Source organism: Acidihalobacter aeolianus, from assembly GCF_001753165.1.
Classification (GTDB): domain Bacteria; phylum Pseudomonadota; class Gammaproteobacteria; order DSM-5130; family Acidihalobacteraceae; genus Acidihalobacter; species Acidihalobacter aeolianus.
The window spans coordinates 256,573-278,776 of sequence record NZ_CP017448.1; the positions used below are offsets into that span (position 1 = coordinate 256,573).

General features: G+C 63.2%; 15 protein-coding genes. 8 read left to right on the forward strand and 7 right to left on the reverse strand.

The window, feature by feature from the left end; genetic code table 11:
- Window positions 1–22 precede the first annotated feature (22 nt).
- The 4 genes from BJI67_RS01265 to BJI67_RS01280 form a co-directional block, all read right to left on the reverse strand.
- A complete protein-coding gene (locus BJI67_RS01265; RefSeq protein ID WP_070071480.1) occupies window positions 23–1,060 on the reverse strand; it encodes an NADP(H)-dependent aldo-keto reductase in 1,038 nt (345 codons plus the stop codon).
- 22 nt (window positions 1,061–1,082) lie between these two features.
- Complete coding sequence (locus tag BJI67_RS01270; RefSeq protein WP_070071481.1) at window positions 1,083–2,201, reverse strand: FIST signal transduction protein; 1,119 nt, start codon at window positions 2,199–2,201, stop codon at window positions 1,083–1,085.
- A gap of 25 nt (window positions 2,202–2,226) precedes the next feature.
- Entirely contained in the window at window positions 2,227–2,670 is a 444-nt protein-coding gene (locus tag BJI67_RS01275; RefSeq protein WP_070071482.1) for a hypothetical protein, read from the reverse strand.
- A 79-nt stretch (window positions 2,671–2,749) separates the two neighbouring features.
- Window positions 2,750–3,640 (reverse strand): phosphoribulokinase, encoded by an 891-nt coding sequence (locus tag BJI67_RS01280; protein WP_070071483.1) that lies wholly within the window; start codon window positions 3,638–3,640, stop codon window positions 2,750–2,752.
- Window positions 3,641–4,139: 499 nt separating this feature from the next.
- On the opposite strand from BJI67_RS01280, the gene nhaD reads away from it, so the two are divergent.
- The gene (nhaD, locus tag BJI67_RS01285; protein ID WP_070071484.1) at window positions 4,140–5,573 is read left to right on the forward strand and encodes a sodium:proton antiporter NhaD; all 1,434 of its coding nucleotides are present in this window, start codon (window positions 4,140–4,142) and stop codon (window positions 5,571–5,573) included.
- A 34-nt stretch (window positions 5,574–5,607) separates the two neighbouring features.
- The gene (locus tag BJI67_RS01290) at window positions 5,608–8,289 is read left to right on the forward strand and encodes an EAL domain-containing protein (RefSeq protein WP_083250519.1); all 2,682 of its coding nucleotides are present in this window, start codon (window positions 5,608–5,610) and stop codon (window positions 8,287–8,289) included.
- 23 nt (window positions 8,290–8,312) lie between these two features.
- Here the strand turns inward: BJI67_RS01290 and BJI67_RS01295 are convergent, their stop codons facing one another.
- The gene (locus BJI67_RS01295) at window positions 8,313–8,906 is read right to left on the reverse strand and encodes a winged helix-turn-helix domain-containing protein (RefSeq protein WP_070071486.1); all 594 of its coding nucleotides are present in this window, start codon (window positions 8,904–8,906) and stop codon (window positions 8,313–8,315) included.
- Between the two features lie 468 nt (window positions 8,907–9,374).
- On the opposite strand from BJI67_RS01295, the gene BJI67_RS01300 reads away from it, so the two are divergent.
- The gene (locus BJI67_RS01300) at window positions 9,375–11,780 is read left to right on the forward strand and encodes a TonB-dependent receptor (RefSeq protein ID WP_070071487.1); all 2,406 of its coding nucleotides are present in this window, start codon (window positions 9,375–9,377) and stop codon (window positions 11,778–11,780) included.
- A 280-nt stretch (window positions 11,781–12,060) separates the two neighbouring features.
- Window positions 12,061–14,481, forward strand: a complete 2,421-nt coding sequence (locus tag BJI67_RS01305) for a TonB-dependent receptor (RefSeq protein WP_197513225.1) — start codon at window positions 12,061–12,063, stop codon at window positions 14,479–14,481.
- Window positions 14,482–14,569: 88 nt separating this feature from the next.
- On the opposite strand, the gene BJI67_RS01310 is transcribed toward BJI67_RS01305, so the two are convergent.
- Together BJI67_RS01310 and BJI67_RS01315 are read right to left on the reverse strand one after the other, a co-directional pair.
- Window positions 14,570–15,232: a winged helix-turn-helix domain-containing protein gene (locus tag BJI67_RS01310; protein WP_070071489.1), complete on the reverse strand. Its 663-nt coding sequence runs from the start codon at window positions 15,230–15,232 to the stop codon at window positions 14,570–14,572.
- Window positions 15,210–15,926 (reverse strand): winged helix-turn-helix domain-containing protein, encoded by a 717-nt coding sequence (locus BJI67_RS01315; RefSeq protein ID WP_070071490.1) that lies wholly within the window; start codon window positions 15,924–15,926, stop codon window positions 15,210–15,212. The genes BJI67_RS01310 and BJI67_RS01315 overlap by 23 nt, the downstream gene beginning before the upstream one ends.
- Window positions 15,927–16,116: 190 nt before the next feature.
- On the opposite strand from BJI67_RS01315, the gene BJI67_RS01320 reads away from it, so the two are divergent.
- From BJI67_RS01320 to BJI67_RS01335, 4 genes are all read left to right on the forward strand, one after another.
- Window positions 16,117–18,333 (forward strand): TonB-dependent receptor, encoded by a 2,217-nt coding sequence (locus BJI67_RS01320; protein ID WP_070071491.1) that lies wholly within the window; start codon window positions 16,117–16,119, stop codon window positions 18,331–18,333.
- Between the two features lie 207 nt (window positions 18,334–18,540).
- Window positions 18,541–19,551, forward strand: a complete 1,011-nt coding sequence (locus tag BJI67_RS01325; protein WP_070071492.1) for an ABC transporter substrate-binding protein — start codon at window positions 18,541–18,543, stop codon at window positions 19,549–19,551.
- Window positions 19,548–21,125: an ABC transporter permease gene (locus tag BJI67_RS01330; protein WP_083250524.1), complete on the forward strand. Its 1,578-nt coding sequence runs from the start codon at window positions 19,548–19,550 to the stop codon at window positions 21,123–21,125. The genes BJI67_RS01325 and BJI67_RS01330 overlap by 4 nt, the downstream gene beginning before the upstream one ends.
- Complete coding sequence (locus BJI67_RS01335; protein WP_070071493.1) at window positions 21,122–22,180, forward strand: ABC transporter ATP-binding protein; 1,059 nt, start codon at window positions 21,122–21,124, stop codon at window positions 22,178–22,180. The genes BJI67_RS01330 and BJI67_RS01335 overlap by 4 nt, the downstream gene beginning before the upstream one ends.
- The last annotated feature ends 24 nt before the right edge of the window (window positions 22,181–22,204 follow it).

The following is a 22,204-nucleotide window of genomic DNA, read 5'->3' on the forward strand; positions in this document are numbered from 1 at the left end:
GGTATTCCAGCTTGCGAGCAACTCAGGGACAGGGATAGGGGTGCTGCTCGTGGATATGCTCGATCGCCGCCAGGGTTTCGTCGTCGAGCACCACGTCGGCGCTGGCGATGTCCTCGTCGAGCTGCTCCAGTGTGGTGGCGCCGATGATGTTGCTGGTGAGAAATCCGCGGCTGTTTACGTAGGCCAGAGCCAGGTGGGTGAGGCTCATGCCGTGCTCGGCGGCCAGCGCCGCATACTGGGCGACGATACCGTCCACATAGGGCGCGTTGTAACGCTGGAATCGTTCGAAAATGGTGATGCGCGCGCCCGCCGGGCGTTTGCCACCGAGGTATTTGCCACTCAACACGCCGAAGGCGAGCGGTGAATAGGCGAGCAGTCCAAGATGCTCGCGGTGGGCGATTTCGGCGAGGCCGGCCTCGAAGCTGCGGTTGAGCAGGCTGTAGGGGTTCTGGATGCTGACCGGCCGGGGCAGCCCGAGGGTCTCGGCCAGATGCAGGTAGCGCATTGCGCCCCAGGGCGTTTCGTTGGACAGGCCGAAGTGGCGGATCTTGCCCTGCTCGACCAGCCGCGCCAGCGCGCTCAGCGTTTCCTCGATCAGGGTGGCGTTCTCGTCGTCCTTGTGGGTGTAGCCGAGCTGTCCGAAGAAGTTGGTATTGCGGTCCGGCCAGTGCACCTGATAGAGGTCGATGACGTCGGTGTTCAGGCGGCGCAGGCTGGTCTCGACGGCCTGCGAGATATGTTCGGCCGTCAGGCGCGGGCCGCCGCGCAGGTAACCGATGCCATTACCGGGGCCGGCCACCTTGCTCGCGAGCACGATCTCGTCGCGGCGCCCGGTCTTCTTCAGCCAGCTGCCGATATAGGCCTCGGTGAGGCCCTGGGTTTCGGCACGCGGCGGTACGGGGTACATCTCCGCGGTATCGACGAAGGTGATTCCGGCAGCCAGCGCGCGGTCGAGCTGGCTGTGCGCCTCGGCCTCGGTGTTCTGCTCTCCGAAGGTCATGGTGCCGAGGCAGATCAGACTGACCGACAGGTCGGTCTGTCCCAGAGTGCGGTATTGCATGCGGGGTCTCCTGTGAGCGGTTTCAGAGGAAGAGGGTGAGTACGCCGGTGAAGCCGTAAAGCCGGTTGCGGAATATTTCGCCGTTGGCGAAGAAGCCGACCAGCGGCACGTCGCCGAGTGCATCCTGAATGATCTTGAGTTCGGCAGAGTCCTCGCCGAACTGGTAGCGTCCGCGGCCTACGCACGAGATGTAGACCGCACCGCGCGGGGTTCCGTTCATGCGTCCCTGCAGGTCGCCGAGCATGCGCAGCAGGTCGATACGCGCGGTGTTGCCGTCGCGCCGACAGAACATCAGCTCGCCGTCCTCCTCGGCGTAATCGCCGATAGCCACGATCTTGCGTCCCTGGTCGATGCCGACGATGTTGCGGATCAGATAATCGTCATCGTCGCTGCCGGGGACTGGCAGGCCAGCGAAGATGTAGCCGCCGATGCGATTGAGGTCGCGCGCGAGCACCTCGCCGATGTCGGTCTTCATCACGTCGAGGGCCGGACGCTGGTCGAGTTCCAGCACCAGGTTGCGGTCGCCGCGGGTGATGCGGTGGCGCGGGCCGATGGGGGTGCAGCCCTGCGTGTGCGCGGTGACCAGTCCGACCTCGGGGCCGAAGATCACGCCCGAGAGCCCGCCGCGCACCACGAGGTCCGCGATCTGGCGATGTTCGCCTTGGCTCGAGGTGATGCCGCCGAACATGAACAGATTGGGCAGCGCTTCGGCGAGGGCGTTGAGCGTAGGCGGCGTGCGCGGGTTGGTCGGGTCGCCGTGCACCAGCGCCACCAGGGTCTCGTCCCGAGTCAGCCAGTCGCGGTGCAGGCCGACATAGGGGGCCGGGTTGCCGTCGATCAGCGGCATCATGCGAAAGCTGCCTGGCGGGAAGTCACCCACCAGGGCGACCAGCGCCGGCGAGTCGTAGTACTCGTGGCCGGTGGCGCAGACGGCGAGTCCGACCGTGCCCACCCAGTGTGGCACGCCGGTTGCCTCGCGTAGGCCGTCGACCAGTTCGTCCAGACGCGGTGCCAGGGCGTCGGTGAGGTAGAGGAAGCCTAGGCTGGCGGATTCCGGTAGCGGGCCGAGCTGGCGTGCGCAGTCGGCGATCAGGGTTTCGGTGTCGACACCGGTGGTATGGGCGAGTGTGAAGCGTTCCATGGGACTCGTATCGGGCATCCGCGCCCTACAGGCTGTCGAGCATGGCGCGGGCTTCGTTGTCGGTCAACGGTATTCCTGTCAGGGTTTTAAACGTGCCGTCTTCCACACGCAGGTAGACGTGGTGGCGTTCGGCGATTTCCTCCAGGAACCAGTAGAGCTCGCTGGGATGTACGACCTGATTGCCGCGCAGCAAATGGCGCAGATACAGGTTGCCGTCGTTGTCGACCTTGATCAGCAAGGGGAGCGGCAGATCCAACGGTAGCACATGGCGTTGCAGCAGCCAGTCCACCGGAGTGGCTTCACCTTGATCGAGCTGACGTGCGTCAATACGGAAGTGCCCGCCACCGCCGGGTTGCTTAAGCAGTTCATTCAGCCAGTCGGGTGGGAATCCACGATGGACAATCAGGGTCCGCCCGCGATAACGGGCGAGGAAGCGGGTCAGGGGGGAGCCGGCGCTGATGTGGGGCATGAGTCTCCGGTTGGGTGTGACCTCGGGGCATGTTAGCACCCGAGGCCACGTTTCTCAGCCCGCGCGCTGGGCCGCGGAATCAGCCGCGTTCGCGGAGCATGCGGTCAATAATCGGGCCAAGGATGATTTCCATCGCGAAGCCCATCTTGCCGCCAGGAACGACCAGATCGTTGCGCCGCGACATGAACGAACCGTCCATCATTGCCAACAGATAGGGGAAATCGATTTCGAACTTGAGCGGGTCCTTGAACCGAATGATGACCAGGCTTTCGTCCGGCGTCGGGATGTCGCGCGAGATGAACGGATTGGAAGTGTCCACCAAGGGGACGCGCTGGAAGTTGATGTCGGCGTGCGTGAACTGCGGGGTGATGTAACGCACATAGTCCGGCATACGGCGCAGGATGGTCTCAACCGTGGCTTCGGGCGCGTAGCCGCGTTCGGCCTTGTCGCGGTGGATCTTCTGAATCCATTCGAGGTTGACGATGGGCACCACGCCGATCAGCAGGTCGACGAATTTCCCGACGTCGACGTCGCCATGGCGTACGCCGCCATGCAGGCCTTCGTAGAACAGCAGGTCGGAGTCGGCGGGAATGTCTTCCCAAGGGGTGAATTCACCGGGCTTGAGCGAGCTGCCCAGGCGGGCATTGTGTTCGGTCGCTTCCTCGTCGCTGTGCAGGTAGTAGCGCTTCTTGCCGGTGCCTGTTTCGCCGTAGGTGCGGAAGGTTTCTTCCAGCTTGTCGAACAGGTTCGCTTCGGGGCCGAAGTGGCTGAAGTGGTTGTTGCCCTCGTCCCCGGCCTGCTTCATCGCAGCCTTCATCTCGGTGCGGTTGTAGCGGTGATAGCTGTCGCCTTCGATGATGACGGGTTTGATCGACTCGCGGTGGAAGATGTGCTCGAAGGCGCGCTTGACGGTGGACGTGCCCGCGCCGGATGAGCCGGTGACCGCGATGACGGGATGCCGCTTAGACATGGGTGACTCCTCTGCTCGTATGAAAATCCGTTGGTCGGGGTCGCCTTCGGGGGCGGCAGCCGATGGGCCTCGCCGCCGCGGTGACGCCGCGCAAAATCATCGCATTCTAGCGGGGATATGGCCTGGGTGCGAGCGGGCGCTTAGGGTGCCGGATTGAGTATGCGCGGCAGCATCATAAGAAACACGGGGTTCGGCATACCGCCGTCGCATGGGAATCCTTCACGTAAAACTGCCAGGTGGCTCATCAGGGCAACGGTCTGATGGATCATGGCGACGCGGAAACGCAAGTCGCAGGGGCGACGGGCAAGGTGAATGGGTGTGCTTCGTCAGCGTCATGCGCGTGATTGCATGGGTGCCTGCGAAGCTCCAAACGGGTATCACGCCATATCCGGAGGATGCTATTGCCTTCAGACGTCTTACAGGGATGTGTGGCGTCCGCGGGAATGTTAGGCTCGGCGATTTGCCGCGCGCCTAAAGTCACGAGGGTGGGAAAGGAATCATGAAGTCGGTGCCAGCCATTCGCAGAGGCGCGCTTGCCGTGGCCTGCCTGCTTGCTGCCCCAACGGCATGGGCTGCGGAAGGGCCGCCGGCTGCTTGGGACCTGACCGGCAGCTGGTACGGTGTGGTCGCGCTGATCGTCTTCGTGCTTGCTTACGTGCTGGTGGTGTCCGAGGAGGCGCTGCAGCTGCGCAAGTCCAAGCCGATGCTGATTGCCGCCGCGGTGATCTGGGTGATGGTGCCGCTTGCCTATGCAGCGCATGGCAATACCACCGTGCCGGAGGAGGCGATCCGCAGCAACCTCATCGAATACGTCGAGCTGATGCTGTTCCTGCTCTCCGCGATGACCTACATCAACACCATGGAGGAACGCGGGGTGTTCGATGCCCTGCGGGCCTGGCTGGTCACGCGCGGCTACACGCTGCGCAGCGTGTTCTGGATCACCGGGCTGCTCGCCTTTTTCATCTCTCCGGTCGCCGACAATCTCACTACCGCCCTGCTGATGGCCGCGGTAGTGATGGCTGTGGCCCGCGATACCCCGCGTTTCGTGGTGCTCGCCTGCATCAACATCGTGGTGGCTGCGAATGCCGGTGGTGCATTCAGCCCATTCGGCGACATCACCACATTGATGGTGTGGCAGCGGCACATGGTGAGCTTCACCCAGTTTTTCGACCTGTTCCTGCCCGCGGCGGTCAACTGGCTGGTGCCGGCCGCGATCATGTCCTTCGCGGTGCCGGCCGGAAGACCCAGGCCGCTGGAGACGACGGTGCGCATTCGCCGCGGCGGTCTGGTGGTGATCGTCCTGTTCTTCCTGACCATCGCCAGTGCGGTTGCCTTTCATCAGTTTCTGCATTTGCCGCCGATGCTGGGCATGATGGCCGGGCTCGGCCTGCTCAAGCTCTACGGTTACCGCCTCAAGATGCGCGAGCGCCGTGAGCTGGCCGGCCTGAACGGGCTCAATGGCCATGCAGCGCCCTTCGACGTGTTCGCTCAGCTGCAGCGCGCCGAGTGGGACACGCTGATGTTCTTCTACGGCGTGATCCTGTGCGTGGGCGGACTGGCCACGCTCGGCTACCTCGCGCTGGTGTCGCAGACGCTGTATGCCGGCCTGGGGCCGACCACGGCCAACGTCGCCGTAGGCCTGCTGTCGGCGGTAGTGGACAATATCCCGGTCATGTACGCGGTCCTGACGATGCAGCCGGACATGTCGCACGGGCAGTGGCTTCTGGTGACGCTGACCGCGGGCGTCGGCGGGTCTCTGCTGTCGATTGGTTCCGCTGCGGGTGTCGGCCTGATGGGCCAGGCGCGCGGCGTCTATACCTTTTTCAGCCACCTGCGCTGGACCTGGGCGGTGGCGGTGGGTTATGCCGCCGCCATTGTGGTGCATTTGTGGCTCAATGCCGATCTGATGCATGTTCCGGTAGGTGGCGGTTGATGACGGGGAGGTTCGGCGTCTAGTGGGCGGCGGCATGAGTATGGCGAACGACGATTCACGCTGGCGCGACGTACTCGCCCGCGTACGCCGCTTCATCCGCTTGGATGATGCCTCGCTGGGATTGCTCGCACGCTATACAAACCATCTGACCGCGGATGCCGATCGGCTTGCGCTGCGCTTCTACGACTACCTCCTGTCCTACCCGGAAACTTCGGCCATGTTCGGCAGCATGGGGAACGAACGCCTGCACGAGCTGGCCGCTATCCAGGCGGCTCATTTTCGCGGTCTGATCGAGAACTGGCCTGAAACCGCCTCACGTTCCGTGGGCCGGGTCGCACGGGCGCATTATGCGCAGAACGTCTCGCCGGTCTGGGTTGCCGGTGGCTACAGCCTTTATCTGGATCATCTGGAGGAACGCATCGGCTTGTTGCCCGAGGCCGAGCGCCCGGGACTGCGTTCGGCGACATTCCGCGTGATTCTCGCCGATATCATGCTGCAGTTTGCCGGCTTCGAGTCGATCCACAATGAGACCGGTGCCGAGCGGGCGATGATCTCGCAGGCATTGATCGAAACCACGCTCAAGCTGGCGGATCTCGCCGCACCCGAGGAGGTCCTGGGGAGTATATGTACCGAACTGGTGATGCGTTCGCGCCATCTGCCGGCAGTCTGGTTCGGTCTGATCGAGGAGCCACATGCGCCGATCACGGCTTACGCCGGGGCCGGTCGTGAACAGCTGTGGAGTCCGATCGAGGTCACCTACGATCCGGAAGATCCGCTGTGGCGGGCGTTGGAGCACAACCGCCTCCAGGTGCTCACACACCAGTCCGGCGGCCTGCCGGCATGGTGCGCGGGCCAACAGGGCGTCGAGGCGGTGGCGATATTTCCCTTCGGTCGTGTCGGCGGGCTGCGTGGTGTGGGCGTGGTCTACTCCGACCGCAGCTGGTACTTCGACCACATCGACCTGACGCCATTCGGGGCCTTCGCCCGGCTGGGCCAGGTCCTCCTCGGGCTCAAGGAAAGCCACCTGCGCGACCCGCTCACCGGGCTGCCCAATCGTGGCCTCTTCATGGACCGACTGCGTCATTCCATGGTCCAGAATCTGCGTCGCGACCGTCTGCTCGGCGTCGGCATGATCGATCTCGACGGTTTCAAATCGGTCAACGACCGTATGGGGCATCCAAGCGGAGACGCACTGCTGCGCGAGGTCGCCACGCGCATCCAGAGCGCCCTACGCCAGGGCGATACGGTGGCGCGTTTCGGCGGCGACGAATTCGGGTTGCTGTTGCCGGATCTGCGCAACCTTGATGAGGCTGAGGTGGTGGTCGAGCGGGTGCGGCGCGCTTTCGACGGCAGCTTCGCAATCCAGGGTGAGCAGGTGCGGGTGGGGGCCAGTCTGGGCTTGACGGTGTACCCCCTGGACGATGTCGATGCCCAGGATCTGATCCGTCACGCCGACATCGCGCTATATCAGGCCAAGGATGCCGGTCGCGGCGTACACCGTCTGTTCGAGCGCGACCGCGAGGAACAACTGCACCGCATCGACGAACTGCAGCGGGAGTTTCTCGATGCATTGGCCGACGACAGACTCGTACTGCACTACCAGCCCAAAGTCGACATGGCCACGGGTGTCGTCTGGGGAGCCGAAGCACTGGTGCGCTGGAATCGGCAGGGTTCCCTGGTCATGCCGTCGGATTTCATTGATGTGGTGGAGCAGCGCGCCCAGTTGATCCGGGGGCTGGGTCGCTACGTGCTTGATGCGGCTGCACGACAGATCGGCCTCTGGCGAGAGCAAGGGCACGATTGGTACGTATCCGTGAATATTGGCGCGCAACACCTGCTGGATTCCGGTTTCGTTGAGGACATCGACGAAATCTTGCAGCGCTACCCTGGGGTGGCGAGCTGGTTGCAGATCGAGGTCACCGAGCAGGCGGCGCTGCGTGATCTTGAGAAAACGCGCACGGCATTGATGGCCTGCCGCACACGTGGGCTGGCCGTGGCGCTAGATGATTATGGTACCGGGCATGCTTCCCTGACCTACCTCCAGGAACTACCTGCCAATCAGATCAAGCTCGATCAGCACTTCGTTGGCCATCTGCTCACCGAGCCGAGAGCGCTGGCCATCATCGCAGGGACGTTGACCTCGGCGCGCCTGCTCAGCCTGGATGTGGTTGCGGAAGGTGTGGAGACGGTGCAGCAGGGGGAGTTGCTGCTGCAGCTCGGTTGCCGCGTCGCCCAGGGGTATCTGATCAGCCGGCCGATGGCGCCGGAGGCATTGCCGACCTGGGAGTCGCGTTGGCGACCGCCTGTACAGTGGACCCGGGTCGAACAGGGGGCGCGCCTGACCTATGAGGATCTGCCTCTGCTGATGGCCCGTACGGCGCATCGGTACAGCGTCATGACGCTGATAGACGCGCTAGCTGAGCCGCGCAGCGAGGTGCATCCGCACCTGGGCTCACACGATTGTCCTGACGAAACCGGTTGCCCCTTGGGTCAGTGGCTGACGGAGGCGGACAATCGGCACGCAGAACAACCGGGCTTCGCCGCCTTACAGCGGCAGCACACCGCGCTGCATCGCAAGGCCGATGAGGCGATCGGCGCCTGGTATGGAGAAGACGCGGATGCGTTGGTCACCGCTATCGGTGAGTTTCAGCACGAGGCCGACGTGCTGGATGCGCTACTGCTCGAGTTCGTGCGCCGAGTGTCCAGCGAAGGCTAGCTCCAAGTCGAAGCATGGCTGCGTCAGGCCGCGCCTCTGCGTACGGCCAGGCGTGCTCCTGTCTGGGTGGACTGCATCGAGCCGTTGCGTTGTGGCACGGCCTGCACCAGCCGGTAACCATAACCCTTGACGTTGCGGATCGTGATCGGCACGCCCTGGCGCTCCAGAGATGCGCGCAGATTGCGGATCTGCGAGGCAAGCCGTGCGCGTGCATTCGGCTTGCCCATCCACACCACGGCCTCCAACCGTTCATAGGAAACGGCTCGCGTGTTGCGATCGTGCAGGGCCTGCAGCAATTCGATTTCCTTGGCCCGCAGAGCGATGGGCCAGCCGTTGAGGTAGGCGCGGTGGGTGAGCGGGTCGAGGCCCAGTGGCCCGATATATCGGTGATTCGGATAGCCCGAGGCGCGTCTTAGCAGCGCGCGAATGCGCAGCAGTATTTCCTCGCCTGTCGTTTGATCGTGCGTACAAAAGACAGGCGCCCAGTCGGTGTGTATTTCGTTGCATCGTTCCGCTGAATGCATCAACAGGATCGGCGGGCATTTGTGCGGCACAGGGAGAATCAATTCGATATCGTGCAGCCACTGAGAAAACGCATCGTGAGAATAACCGCGCATGATAATGACGGAAAAATCTCTGGTAGATAGCAATTCCTCAGTTTGTTCTAAATTTCTGGCATAAGCGACTCTGAAGCCATCCTGCGTGAGCAGTCGTCGCAGAGAAAATGCCTGCTCGTATTCTCCAGATATCAAAATCCATCGCATGGTAGATACCTTCATGGAAATTTAACGCAAGTTTCACGGAGTTTTAACAAAAATACTAACAGATTGTTTTTGCAAGAAAAAATTTTTGTTTCTGAAAAATGGTTTCAGGTAAATGAAAGACCTCTCTCAGGACGTTTACGCAGACTCCGCATGCCGGTCACGAGTCGCTATGACCGATCGTCTCGGTAAATGTTTCGATTCATTCATATAAACGATTGATAGATCAGGGATTGCCATCGTCACATGCCGGCAATTTCAACGGCTTGGCCACATGTCGATGCGACATGGCGATCATCGATCGTGCTTGCGAGGGAGTGTTCAATGCGTTCGAAAAGATTTCAGTTGCATCCGCTTGCGGCGGCATTCGCTGCGGCAGGTGTGGCAATAACCCTGCCTAATCTTGTTTATGCGCAGACGGTAAAGTCCGACAAGCAAACGAAAATATCGGCATCCCGGGGCGATGCCACGAAGACGTTCAACGTAGGTGTGGTCACGAAAGAATTGAATCCACTGGACACCCTGGGTGGGATACCGACCAAAAAACATATTTTCGAATCGACCCAGTCGGTCAAGGTAATCGGAAAGAAGGAATTGGACACGGTTGGCCCGGCCATGGGTGCGGGGCAGGCGCTTGAGCAGGCACCGGGCGTGAACGTGCTTAACGACGGGCCCAGCGGAGCGCCTCGCGCCAGCATCAGCATCAACGGCATGAAGACGGGCTGGGGCAATATCGGCGGCAATGCCAACGACGGTATGGTGATGGTGACCTTCGACGGCGTGCCGATGATCGATCCAGCCTATGGTGTGTGGCAGGCATCGGAAGTACCGCAGGTATCAATGTTCCAGGGTATCGCGGTGACCTACGGCCCGGGATATCCGGTGAATCGCTGGTACGACAATATCGGCGGCTCGGTTAATTTCGTGCCAATCCAACCGCGTGCCAAGGCCGGTCTAAAGATTGGCATGTTTGCCGGGAGCTTCGACACCCAGGGCGCGAATTTCAGCGCGCAGTCGGGTGATATTGACGGCTGGTCCACCGTGGTGGCCGGCGGTGTCGGCAGCAGCGGGAATTTCGTGAAGGGTTACGGTTTCAATAATCCCGCGAACAATTACGCTTATTATTTCAAGACGCGCAAGGATTTTTCCGGCGGGCATTTCAGCATAGGGGCCTATACCTCGCATTCAGTTGCGTACCGTCCAGTACCGATACCCGTGAGTCCAAACGCCAATGTTACGATCTATGGCGTCAATCCGTATACCGGTAATCCTATTCCGGGTCCGGTCTACAGCCAGTCGACGACCGGATATTACACCTCATTGCCAAAATCCACGTACTGGAAGCGGGCATTCGTCAATACGACCCTGATTTATTCTAAATTCGAGGATGCATTGACCGAGCACGTGGCCCTGCACAACCTCCTGTTCTATCGTTACGGCAACCGCATTCATCTGCATTACAACAACCTGGGGCAATCTCCCAGCGTGCTTTATCAATATTACAACGCAACCAGCCATACCTATGGCGACAAGCTGTATCTGAGTTTTTCGCTCCCCTACCGGAACGAAATTTCGGTAGGTGGCTATGTAGTCAACAACCAATATTATTCTTTGCTGGATTTCTACAATCCTTCGCTGACGGCCACTGTGAATGGGCAGACGGTTTATCACAGCCTGTCACTGCCGCATCATTTTCATAGCTCATATCTCTACGAAACCGATCTTGCCGCCTTTGTGCAGGACGATTTCCAGGCGACCGATAATTTCCGCATCACACCCGGTATTCGCGTGGTGAATTTCAAGTCGAATTTCGTCAACAACGCCGCAGCCGCGTTCCCGATCAATGTGCAGTATTCGATCGGCAATAATGGTGATACCCAGCCCAATTCGGAAACCAGTTTTACCGAGGTCGAACCCTCGATCGGTGCCAACTGGAAGGTCACCAAGAAAATCGCGCTGTATGCCAACTATGCGACCGGCTACCGCTCGCCGGCGGGTGCCACCGGGACCTATGCGCATTTCCTGGTATCCACACTCAAACCGCAGAAGTCGACCCAGTATCAGATCGGTCTCAAGGCCTATCTCCCGCATGACGGCTATCTGCGCAACGCCTTGCTGAGCGTGAATTACTATCACCTCGACGACAGCAACGAGATCATTCCGATTCCGGTGGTGAGTCACGCCTACAGTCTATTCGCCTCGGGCTCGTCGACCTTCAGTGGCGTCAACCTGTCTTTCGTCGACAACCCTATCTACAGCTTGCATCTGTTCGCCAACCTCAGCGTCGAGCGCGCGATCTATTCGAACTATGTCAGCCCGAGTCACGGCTCGTACAACGGCAAGCCGATCTCCAATACGCCCGATCACACGGTCAATGCGGGCGTGTTCGACGAGTTCTATCGCGACGGCGTGGTGTTCAAGCCGCGGTTGTGGTGGAACTACACCGGTGCGCAGTACATATACAACAACAATACCGGCGCGCCGACCACACAGAAGCTGCCTGCCTTCGGCCTGTGGAACGCGGGTCTCAAGATCGCGCTCGGCCGTCAGGTTGCCTTTGCCGGCATGCAGGGGCTGACGCTGAGCTTCGACGTCACCAACCTGCTGGACAAGAAGTACAACGCCTACGAGTACATCTCGGGCGGCGGTTACTACGGTGTCGCCGGCCAGCTGCTCGCCGAGCCCGGTGCTCCCCGCGCCTATTACGCGAGCGTGGAGGCGCGTTTCTGATCCCTGTCATGCGGGCGCGTTTCGATGGGCGCGCCCGCATGAGCGGGTCATATTTTCTACACCGAAAATTCACGATTTGTCATAAACCCTGTTTTTTACTTGTGAATCAGATGTGTGTGGATTCGCGTGCAATCGGGTTTAAGAATTCCGCAAGGTTTGGACGTCGCCGCCTGCGCAGACTCTGCCCGCCTCGCTCAGCTCGGAGCGCAGGCGACGTGGTGAGGGGCGGCGACGACCGCCCCCACTTCCGAAAACGATCTCGTTGTGGAGGAGAATGTTCATGAGAGGTGGGAACCCGAAGGCGGTTCGGTTCACACGGCTAGTGCGGCATGCGGGGCATGCGATGGTGCTGGTCGGCATCGTGGCGCCGGGTATCGCGATGGCCGCCGGTAGCGAAACGGTATCGGCCAAGGACAAGACGCATCAGGCGATCAACCTGGGCGATGTGACGGCCAACGCGAAGGCGACGAAAACCGGAGGCGTGCTGACGCCGAAGAGGATATTCCAGTCCGACGAGACGCGGCAGGTAGTCACCAAGCATCAGATCAAGGCAGTCGGCCCGACCGGTGGCTCCGCGCAGGCCCTGAGCCTGGCACCTGGCGTCACCGTGCGCGGCTACGGCGGCAGCAGCGGTACCGCACGCTACGAGGTCACCATGCGCGGCATGAAGGTCGGCTGGTCCAGCGTCAACGGCGACGTGGAGCGCAACGGCATTACCGTGCTGTTCGACGGGGTGCCAATGAACGACCTCATCGCGCACAACGGCCAGTGGGACTCCAACGAAATTCCGATCCTGTCGATGATCGACGGCATCAACTTCATCTACGGACCCGGCAATCCGGCGAGCCGCTGGTTCGACAGCCTGGGTGGCACCATCAATTTCGTGCCGTTGCAGCCGAGCAAGCACGCCAAGGCCGATCTTGGTACCTTCTGGGGCAGCTATGGCACGCACGGCGTGAATCTGTCGCTCGATTCGGGCGAGCATGACGGCTGGTCCGCGGTGCTGGCCGGCGGTTACACCAAGAACAACACCTTCCGCAGCGGTTCGTTCAAGGCGCCGAGCCGTTCGTACGCCTACTATGGCAATATCCGCAAGGCGTTTTCCACGGGCGTGTGGTCGGTTGGCGGCTACTGGGACAACACCGAGGAGTGGCGCCCCAACTTCATTCCGCTCAAGCCGATTCCCGGTGTGACCACCGAAGGTCTGAACGCCAACGCGCCGTTGTACAGCCAGCCCACCAGCGGCTACTACGCCTCGTTACCGTACGCTGCGTGGCACAAGCAGCTCACCGTGCGCGACTGGATGCTCTACACCAAGCTTAGCCTGGCACTGGAGCGTAACCTGCGTCTGCACGCGCTGATGTGGTACCGCCACGGTCACCGCATCCACGCGCGCGTCAATCAGTATCTGCCGCTGCCCGGCAACTTCCCGAACGCGGAATACTATTTCCCGACATCGAACACCTTCGGCAACAAACTCTGGCTGAGCTGGCATCTACCGTACAACACGGTGAAGTTCGGCGGTTACTGGATCCAGCAGAAGTACCGCACACCCTACGTGGGCTACGACGTGGGCTACGATCCGACCACCGGCACCACCTACGGGCCGTGGATCGACTACAACGCACCCAGCATCCAGTACAACAGCGACTACCTCTACAACACTTATCTGAGCGCCTTCCTGCAGGACCGCATCGAGCCCCTTCACGGTTTCTCGGTCACTCCGGGGCTGGCCGCAGTGGAGTACCAGACGCAGTTCTACAACAGCGGTAACGCCGATTTCCCGCAGGCGGCGGCCAACACCACGGCGCAGAACGTGACCAGCGCGCAGGATTCCTCGCGCACCTTCTACCGCGTCGAGCCCTCGCTGGGGTTGCGTCTGCAGGCGACGCACTGGTCCTCGTACTACGCCAACTATTCGGTCAGCTACCAGAATCCGACCGACAACACCTTCGGTGCGTATAACAGCACCACCAACCTAGGCGTGCTCAAGCCGATCCGCAGCACCGACTACGAGGCCGGTGCCAAGTTCATGTTCCACGACTTGGGCTGGCTGCGCGCGCTGGACTTCAACCTGGCGCTGTATCAGGACAAGCTCAACAACGAGACGGTGGCGACCTACCTGACCAACATCACGCTGTCCAAGTTCGCCTCGGCGAGTGCGGTGTACCAGGGCGTGGATCTGGCGTTTACCGCGCAGACGCACTCCGAGTTGGGCGCCTTCGGCAACCTCGCCTTCCAGCACGCGCACTACACCCGCTACGTGGTGCCGGTGAACGGCAGCAACCAATCCTTCTCTGGCTACCCGGTGTCTTACAATCCGAAGGTCACCGCCACGCTGGGCGTCGACGGCAAGTTCTACCAGAGCGGCTTCATCCTCGAACCGCGTCTGTGGGACCAGTACACCGGCACCCAGTACCTGTTCAGCAACGTCACCGGCGCGCCGACGCGTCAGACCATGCCCGCCTTCAACGTGCTCAACGTCGCGCTCGACGTGACCACGGTCGCGTTCAATCACTATGTGCCCTATCTGCACGGCGTGAAGCTGACCCTCGGGGTGAACAATGTGCTTGACACCCGGTACAACCCGATCGAGTACATCACCAGCGGCGGTTACTTCGGCGGCAACAGCGCCGGTGCGATCCTGGCCGATCCGGGTGCGCCGAGCGAGTGGTACGTGTCGGCCAATTACAGTTTCTAGGCCATGACTCCGTGAAGACGGGGATTCACGGGTCGCGCAGTGCGCGCGACCCGTGTTCTTTGCGGGAAGCGTTAATCAGATACGCGATTCAGTCGTCCGCCAGGCGGTAGCCGATGCCGCGTACGGTCTGGATCAGAGGCTTGGGGAAAGGTTTGTCCATCTTGCCGCGCAGGCGGTGGACGTAGACATCGAGCACATTGTCGTTGGGGTCGGCTTCGGTGCCCCACACGCGTTCGACCAGCTCGCCACGGCTGATCGTACGGTCGGCGTTGAGTGCGAGCAGGCGCAGCAGTTGGTATTCGCGCACGCCGAGGTTCAGATGGCGCCCGTCGCGCCACACGTCGACGGAGGATAGGCCGACGCGCAGGTCGCCGACCACGCAGTGGCCGTCGTGCAGCGCCGTCGGCGACACCGCCTGCAGGGCGAGCAGGCGCTGGTGCAGCTGCTGGCCATGCACATCGTCGGGTAGGCAGTCGTCGGCGCCATGCTCCAGGGCGGCTAGCCGTCCTGCATGGCTGAGTGGCGCGACCACGACCAGTGCCGCCTTGCCGATGCGCGCGCGCGTGGTGGCGACGCAGGCGACCACGCGGTCGTCGCGTCCACACAGGATGGCCGCCTCCGTAGCTGGCCATTCGGTCCCGTCATCGGCCTGTGGCCAGGGAAATTCGTGCACCGACTCGCTACGGCTGCGTAGTGAGGTTTGCAGCCGCGCTGCGGGTTGATTGGGTTCAGAGAGCAGGAGCAGTTGCATGGAGGATTCCATTGACGGACGGGGTACGGCGGATACTCAGGGCATAGCCCCGGTCGTCGACGCGCTGGATGCGTACGGCAGCGCGGCGACCGCCGAGGCGGCGTCGCAGGTTGTGCAGGTGCACGGCCAGCCGTTCGCGACGATAGGGCTTGTCGGGCCACAGCCGGTCGGCCAGTGCCACCGCGGGCAGCGGGCTTCCCTGTGCTTCGATGAGCAGGCCGAGCAGGTTGAATTCGGTAGGTCTCAGGGTCAGGGGCCGGCCTTCGAGACTGGCGCGACCGCGTCCCGGGTCGAGGCCCAGTGCGCCGAAACGGTGGTGTCGCGGGTAGCCCTGCGTGCGCCGCAGCACGGCGCGCAGATGCGCCAGCAGCGTGGCGTCGTCGGTGTCCGTGTCGTGTGCAAACACCGGCAGGGCGCCGGTCAGAGGCGATGGCAGTTTGCCGTCGCTCAGCGTGAGCAGGGGCGGCAGCGCGAAGCCGCGCGCATCGAGCAGGCGGCGTGCGGCGGTGGCGAAGCCCTGCAGCGCCATCTGCGGCCAGGACAGAATCACCGCGCCGTCGTGGTGACGCGCGGCCAGCGCGTCCAGGGCCTGACGTTCCGCCGTTGCGCGGCTGATGCGGAAGTCCTCCTGTCGCAGCCGGGCGGCAAAGGCTTCGGTACGGTGGTCGGAACCGGCTACCAGGATCCAATTCATGCCTCACCTGAAACGAAACGTGCACAAATAATTCATCGACGCGCAATAAGCTGCTAAGTCGATGAATCCTAACTCAGAGATAAGACAAGTTAATTTTTGTAAAGGTTCCTGTCAGGTTTGCGCCTACGACGGTTCAGAGACTTGCGCACCCGTCTTCACCCGCATCGACTTGATTACAGGAGCGCAACTCATGAAGTTACGACGCAAACACTTGGCCCACATGATCCACCTTGCCGCCGTCGGCGGCCTTTGCCTGGGCGGCGGACTGTCCGTAGCGCAGGCCGGCCCGCTCAACCTGGGTACGGTGAGCGCGACCAACGGCAGTTCCAAGGAACAGCAGAAGTCCGCCGTGCACCAGGCACCGAGCAAGGCCCCGCTGAAGGCCACTCAGCCCACCGCGGTGATTTCCCGGCACTACATCAAGCACAACGTCCAGCTGAGCGAGAACTACAGCTCCATCGTGCAGGTGTCGCCGAGCGTGGCGACCACCGATCCCAACGGTCCCGGCCTGATGGAAACCCAGTTCCTGAGCATGCGCGGCCTGCAGAACGGCCAGTACAACCTGTGGATCGACGGCATTCCCTGGGGCGATTCCAACGATTTCACCCACCATTCGACCAGCTATCTGATGGCCAATGACATCGGTCAGATCGACGTCGACCGCGGCCCGGGTTCGGCGAGCACGATCGGCGACGCCACCTTCGGCGGCACCATCGCGATCCTCACCAAGAACCCCAGCATGACGCCGGGAATCACCGCCACGCTCGCCGGCGGCAGTTTCAACACCCAGGTCGAGGGCGTGCAGTTCGACACCGGCAACATGCAGAACTATCACGACACCCGCGCCTTCCTCGACATCCAGAACCTGTCGAGCGATGGCTACCTCACCTACTCCGCACTGAAGCGTCAGAACTACTTCTTCAAGGTGCTGCGTCCGATCAACGACCACACCATGCTGAGCTTCGTGGCGATGTTCAACAAGATCCACCAGAACGTGCCGATCGGCGCCACCATGGCGGAGATTCAGAAGTACGGCTGGAACTACGGCCTGAGCAACGACCCAACCCAGCAGAACTACTACGGCTACAATTACGACGACATCGAGACCAACATGGCCTACATCGGCCTCAAGACCCGGTTCTCGAACGGCATCCGCCTGGACAACAAGCTGTATACCTACGGCTACAATCACCACGGTTACAACGGCGCCGACCCGAACGGCGAGACGCCCAACGGTACGAACATCGGCAACGCGCTCGACGCGCAATATGGCACTACGCAGTACGCCAACGACGTACCTGGTCAGCGCATGACCATGATCTACCAGAGCGTCGGGGATCTGCTGCGCGTGGTGCAGCCCATCGCCATCGGCGACCTCAAGTACGGCTTCTGGTACGACCATCAGTGGAACACCCGCAGCCAGTACGAGATCGACTGGACCCTGGGCGGTGCCCTGAACATCGGCGCGGGCAAGGCCGGGGCGTTCGGCGCGACCGATCGTCTGATGTACGACACCCTGGATTCGGCCCAGCCCTACGTCGAACTGGACTGGCACATCACCCCGCGCATGACGCTGACTCCCGGCGTGCGCTACGCCTGGTTCAAGCGCGATCTGAACGCGACGGTCAACCAGGGTCCCAGCACCGCGCCGGTGGTGGTTTCCAAGACCTGGTCGAGCGCGATTCCGTCGATCGCGCTGCACTACAAGCTGGCCTCTGACTGGACGGCGTATGCGCAGGCCGCCGAGGGTTATCTGGCACCTAACCTGAACCTGTTCTATACCGCCGACCCGAGCACCAGCGTCAACAGCGTGAAGCCGGAGACCACCACGAACTTCCAGGTGGGCACGTCTTACCAGACCCACAAGCTCGCGCTTTCCGGTGACTTTTATTACATCAACTTCAACAACCAGGTGGGCAGCCGCACGATTGCGGGCAACAAGGTCTTCTTCAACCAGGGCGGCGTGATTTACCAAGGTGTCGAAGGCAGTGCGACGGTCTACGTCGGCAGCGGCTTCAGCGGCTACGTCAACGGCAGCATCAACAGCGCCAAGACCAAGGACACCCACCAGTGGGTGCCCAATGCACCTAAGGCCACGGCCGTGATCGGCGTGATCTACAACCGCGGTCCGGCCTACGGTTCGCTGCTCGACAAGTACGTGGGTTCGAGCTATGGCGACACCGGCGAAACCCAGCCGATCAACGCCTACTCGGTGGCCAGCTTGGCACTGGGCTACAAGCTGAATGCCGGTCTTGCGCATCCGGTCGATGTCAGCCTGAAGGTCGACAATCTGCTGGACAAGAAGACCATCATCAACCTGGCCGGCTACACCGGCGGGGCCAACACCCCGCTGTACTGGACATTGGCCTCGCGCAGCCTCGAGGTGAGCGTTTCCAGCAAGTTCTGACTTCGACAGAAGAAGCATGACTCCATTGGGGCACAGGGATGTGTCCCGTTCTTTTTGAGGGGCGTCAGGGAAGATCGGCCCAAAGCGAATCATCGCCGTCGACGCGTGCGCGTCGGCGGCATTCCGTTCCGGCCGCGGGTGCGGCGGATACGGAGGCAGCAGAATTTGGCGCGATGTGCGTCGTGAAGCGATGAAGAGGTACAAGGCATGCGCAAGTTGGTGCTGATCGTGGTCGTGGCCGTGGTGGCGGCCGCCGTGTGGATACTCTGGCCGCAGTCCCGCCAGACTCTGGTGTTGTACAACGCCGTGGACTACGGTCCCGCGGTGGCCAGGGCCTTCACCAAGAAGACCGGCATTCAGGTCACCGTGATCACCACCTCCACCGGGCCGTTGATCGCGCGCGTTTCCGCCGAGGCCGCCCGTCCGCAGTGGACGCTGGCCTGGTTCGACGGTGCCACTGCCGCCGCCGGCCTCGACAAGGCCGGTCTGGTGGCCGAGGGCGTCCTGCCGAAGGTGTCGTGGAACAGCGAAGGCCGCAAGCTGCTGCCGAGCAACGGCGCCTACGTGCCCACCGGCTACACCCTGTCCGGCGTGTTCGCCTACCGCCGCGACGGCCTCGCCCCGCCGGCGAACTGGCAGGGCCTGCTGACCCCGGCCTACCGCAACGCGGTGGGCATGAACAATCCGGCCGTTTCCGGGCCCACCTATCCGCTGCTTGCGGGCATGCTGCAGACCGCCGGCGGCTGGCCGCAGGGTCAGAAGTTCATGCTGGCGCTCAAGCAGAACGGCCTGCAGGTCTACCGCACCAACAGCACCACGCTCGCGGCGCTCAAGAGCGGCGAGATCAAGATCGCCATGGTGCAGTCCTCGGCCGCCTACTATCTGGCCGACAAGCCCGGTTCCGACATCGCGGTCAGCGTGCCCGATCCGGCCTTCATCCTGCCGCGCGTGATGATCGAGGCGCCGCATCTGTCGTCCGCGGCCAAGCGCGCGGCCGCCGCCTTCATCCGTTTCGTCATGAGCCCCGAGGGACAGGCGCTGGCGATGAGCGACAAGGGTTCCGACGGCCTGTATTGGCCGGTGATCAACGACGTGCCAGCGGACAAGCGCATTCCAGACCCGGCCACGCTGCACCTCGAAAGCGTGCCGCCGTCGCAGTGGGGCCCGCTCGAATCGACCATCAATCAGTGGTTCACGCGCACGGTGCTCGGTCAGTGACGACGATCTGGTCGCGCCGGATTGCCGGCCTGCTGCTGGTCGCGCTGCTGGCGCTGTTCTTCGCCTACCCGCTGCTGCGTTTTCTAGCCCTGCCGTTCGCGACCGCATCGGCGTCGGATCACGGGTGGCTGAACGGCCTGCTGGTGGCCGTGCGCAACACCGCGCTGCTCGCGCTGGGCGCGGCCTGCATCGCGGCGCCGCTCGGCGCGGCCATCGCGTGGCTGCTGGAGCGGCGCGCTTCGCCGCTGAACCACGCCATGACGTCCGCGCTGTGGCTGATCTTCCTGGCCCCGAGCTACCTGCTCACCACCGGCTGGCAGATCGTGTTTCGTGAACCGGGTTTGCGGCATGGCCTGGCTGCGGCGCTGTTCTTCAGCCCGTTCGGCATCGTCGCCCTGCTCGCGCTCAAGGCCCTGCCGTTCTGCGCCTTCGTGGTGCGCCCGACCTGGGCGGGCATGGGTCGCGAGCTGGAGGAGGCGATGCGCGTGCATGCCCTGTCGCTTGCCCGGCGGGCAGGTCTGACCCTGCGCCTGGCGCTGCCGGCCGCGGCCGCCGGCTTCGTCATCGCCTTCATCGAGAGCGTGCAGGAGTTCGGCATCCCGGCCACGCTCGGCGCACATCTGCGCATGCCCATCCTGACCTACGCGATCTACGAACACCTGAGCACCTCGCCGCTCGACTTCGCTGGCGCCGCGCGGCTGAGCTGGGTGGTGGTGGCGATGGCCGCCGGTGGCGCGCTGCTGCACCTTTCCCTGCATCACCGCCACAGCGCGGTGCTGGTGCACGGGCGCGCGCGGCATGCCGCGCCGCCACCGCCGGGACGTGTCCTGCACGGGGCGATCCTGCTCCTGGCCGGAGTGTTGTGGGGGCTGGGCCTGCTGACGCCGGGTTTCGCCCTGGTTGCCTCGGCGCTCGCCGGACACGACTGGGCTGGCGACTACGCCAGTCTGTTCAACTCCACCGGTTTCGCCGTGCTCGCGGCAACCGCGAGTCTGGCCCTGGCCGTGACCCTGGCGCGCGCGTCCAACCGCAGCGGGCAGGGACTGGCGGTGGGCATCGAGCTGTTCACCCTGAGCAACATGGCGATTCCGGGGCTGGTGCTCGGCGCGGCCTACCTGATGGCCTTCAACACGCCCTGGCTGCCGCTCTACGGCACCTCGCTGCTGCTGATCCTCGGCTACACCGCGGGTTACGCACCCATGCTCACGCGCCTGCTGCAGTCGCCGGTGGCGCAGATCGACCGTCGTCTCGGCGAGGCCGCGCGCCTGCACGCCCTGCCGTGGGCCGCGCGCGTGCTCGACATCGAGGCCGTGCTGCTCGCCGCGCCGCTGCTGCGCGGCTGGCTGCTGGCCTTCGGCTTCATCCTGTTCGAGCTTCCGGTGTCTGAACTGCTCTACCCGCCCGGTCGCGAACCGCTGGGCGTGGCCATCGTCCGTCTCAATCAGACCCTGCATTTCCACGCCGCGGCGCGGCTCGCGCTCAGCGGCTTCGCGCTGACCGCCGCCGTGGTCGCGCTCGCCGGGGGCGTCGCCTATCTGCTGCTGCCCGTCGGGGCGCGGAGGGGTACCGCATGAACGCATCGGTCAAAATCGAAGGCCTGTCCAAGTCGCTGGGCGGACATGCCGTGCTGCACGACGTGAATCTCGATATGGCGCCCGGCGAGTTCGTCGTGCTGATCGGCGCCTCGGGTTCGGGCAAGACCACGCTGCTGCGCCTGGTCGGCGGACTGGAGCGCGCCGACGCGGGGCGCATCGAGATCGACGGCAATTGCGTGGACGCTCCGGCCGAGCGCCGCTTCGTCGTGCCCGAACGCCGCGGTCTCGGCATGGTGTTCCAGGAATACGCGCTATGGCCGCATCTGAGCTGCCTCGAGAACGTGACCGCCGCCATCCCGCGCGGGGAAAAGCGGCGCGAGGAACGTGCCCGCGAGCTGCTCGAAAGCGTCGGTGTGGCGCATGCCGCCGGCAAGCGTCCGCATCAGCTTTCCGGCGGCCAGCAGCAGCGCGTCGGCCTGGCCCGCGCGCTGGCGGTGCGCCCGCGGCTGCTGCTGCTCGACGAACCGTTGTCCAGTCTGGACGTGGACACCCGCGACCAGTTGCGGATGGAGATCCGCCGGGTGGTGCGCGAGGCCGGGGTCGCCGCGCTATTCGTCAGCCACGATCCGGCGGACGCCTGGCGGCTGGCCGACCGGGTGGCCGTGCTCGAAGGCGGCCGGCTGGTGCAGTTCGACACGCCGGAGGCGCTGTACCGTGCACCGGCCACGCCCGGTGTGGCGCGTTTCACCGGCGCCCAGGGCGGCTTCGAGGGCGATCTGCGCGGGCCCGGCATCGTGCTGGCCGGAGTCGATGTGGCGGCACACCATCGCCAGTCCGGGCTCAACGGCCATGGCGCGCTGTACGTGCGACCGCAGGGCGTGCGTGCCAACGGCGCGGCCGACGGGCTGCCGGCAGAGTGCTTGCATGCCGTGTTCGAGGCGGGTCGCTACCGCGTCTACTGGCGCGTGCCCGGCGTGGATCAGCCGCTGGTCAGCCTGGAGGACGCGCCGCCGTCGGCGCAGGCGCGGTTGCGCATCGAGCCGGAGCAGGCCTTCATCTTTGCGCCCGCACTGGCTCGTCGAACTACCGATTGATACGAAAAACACGCAAGGAGAAAT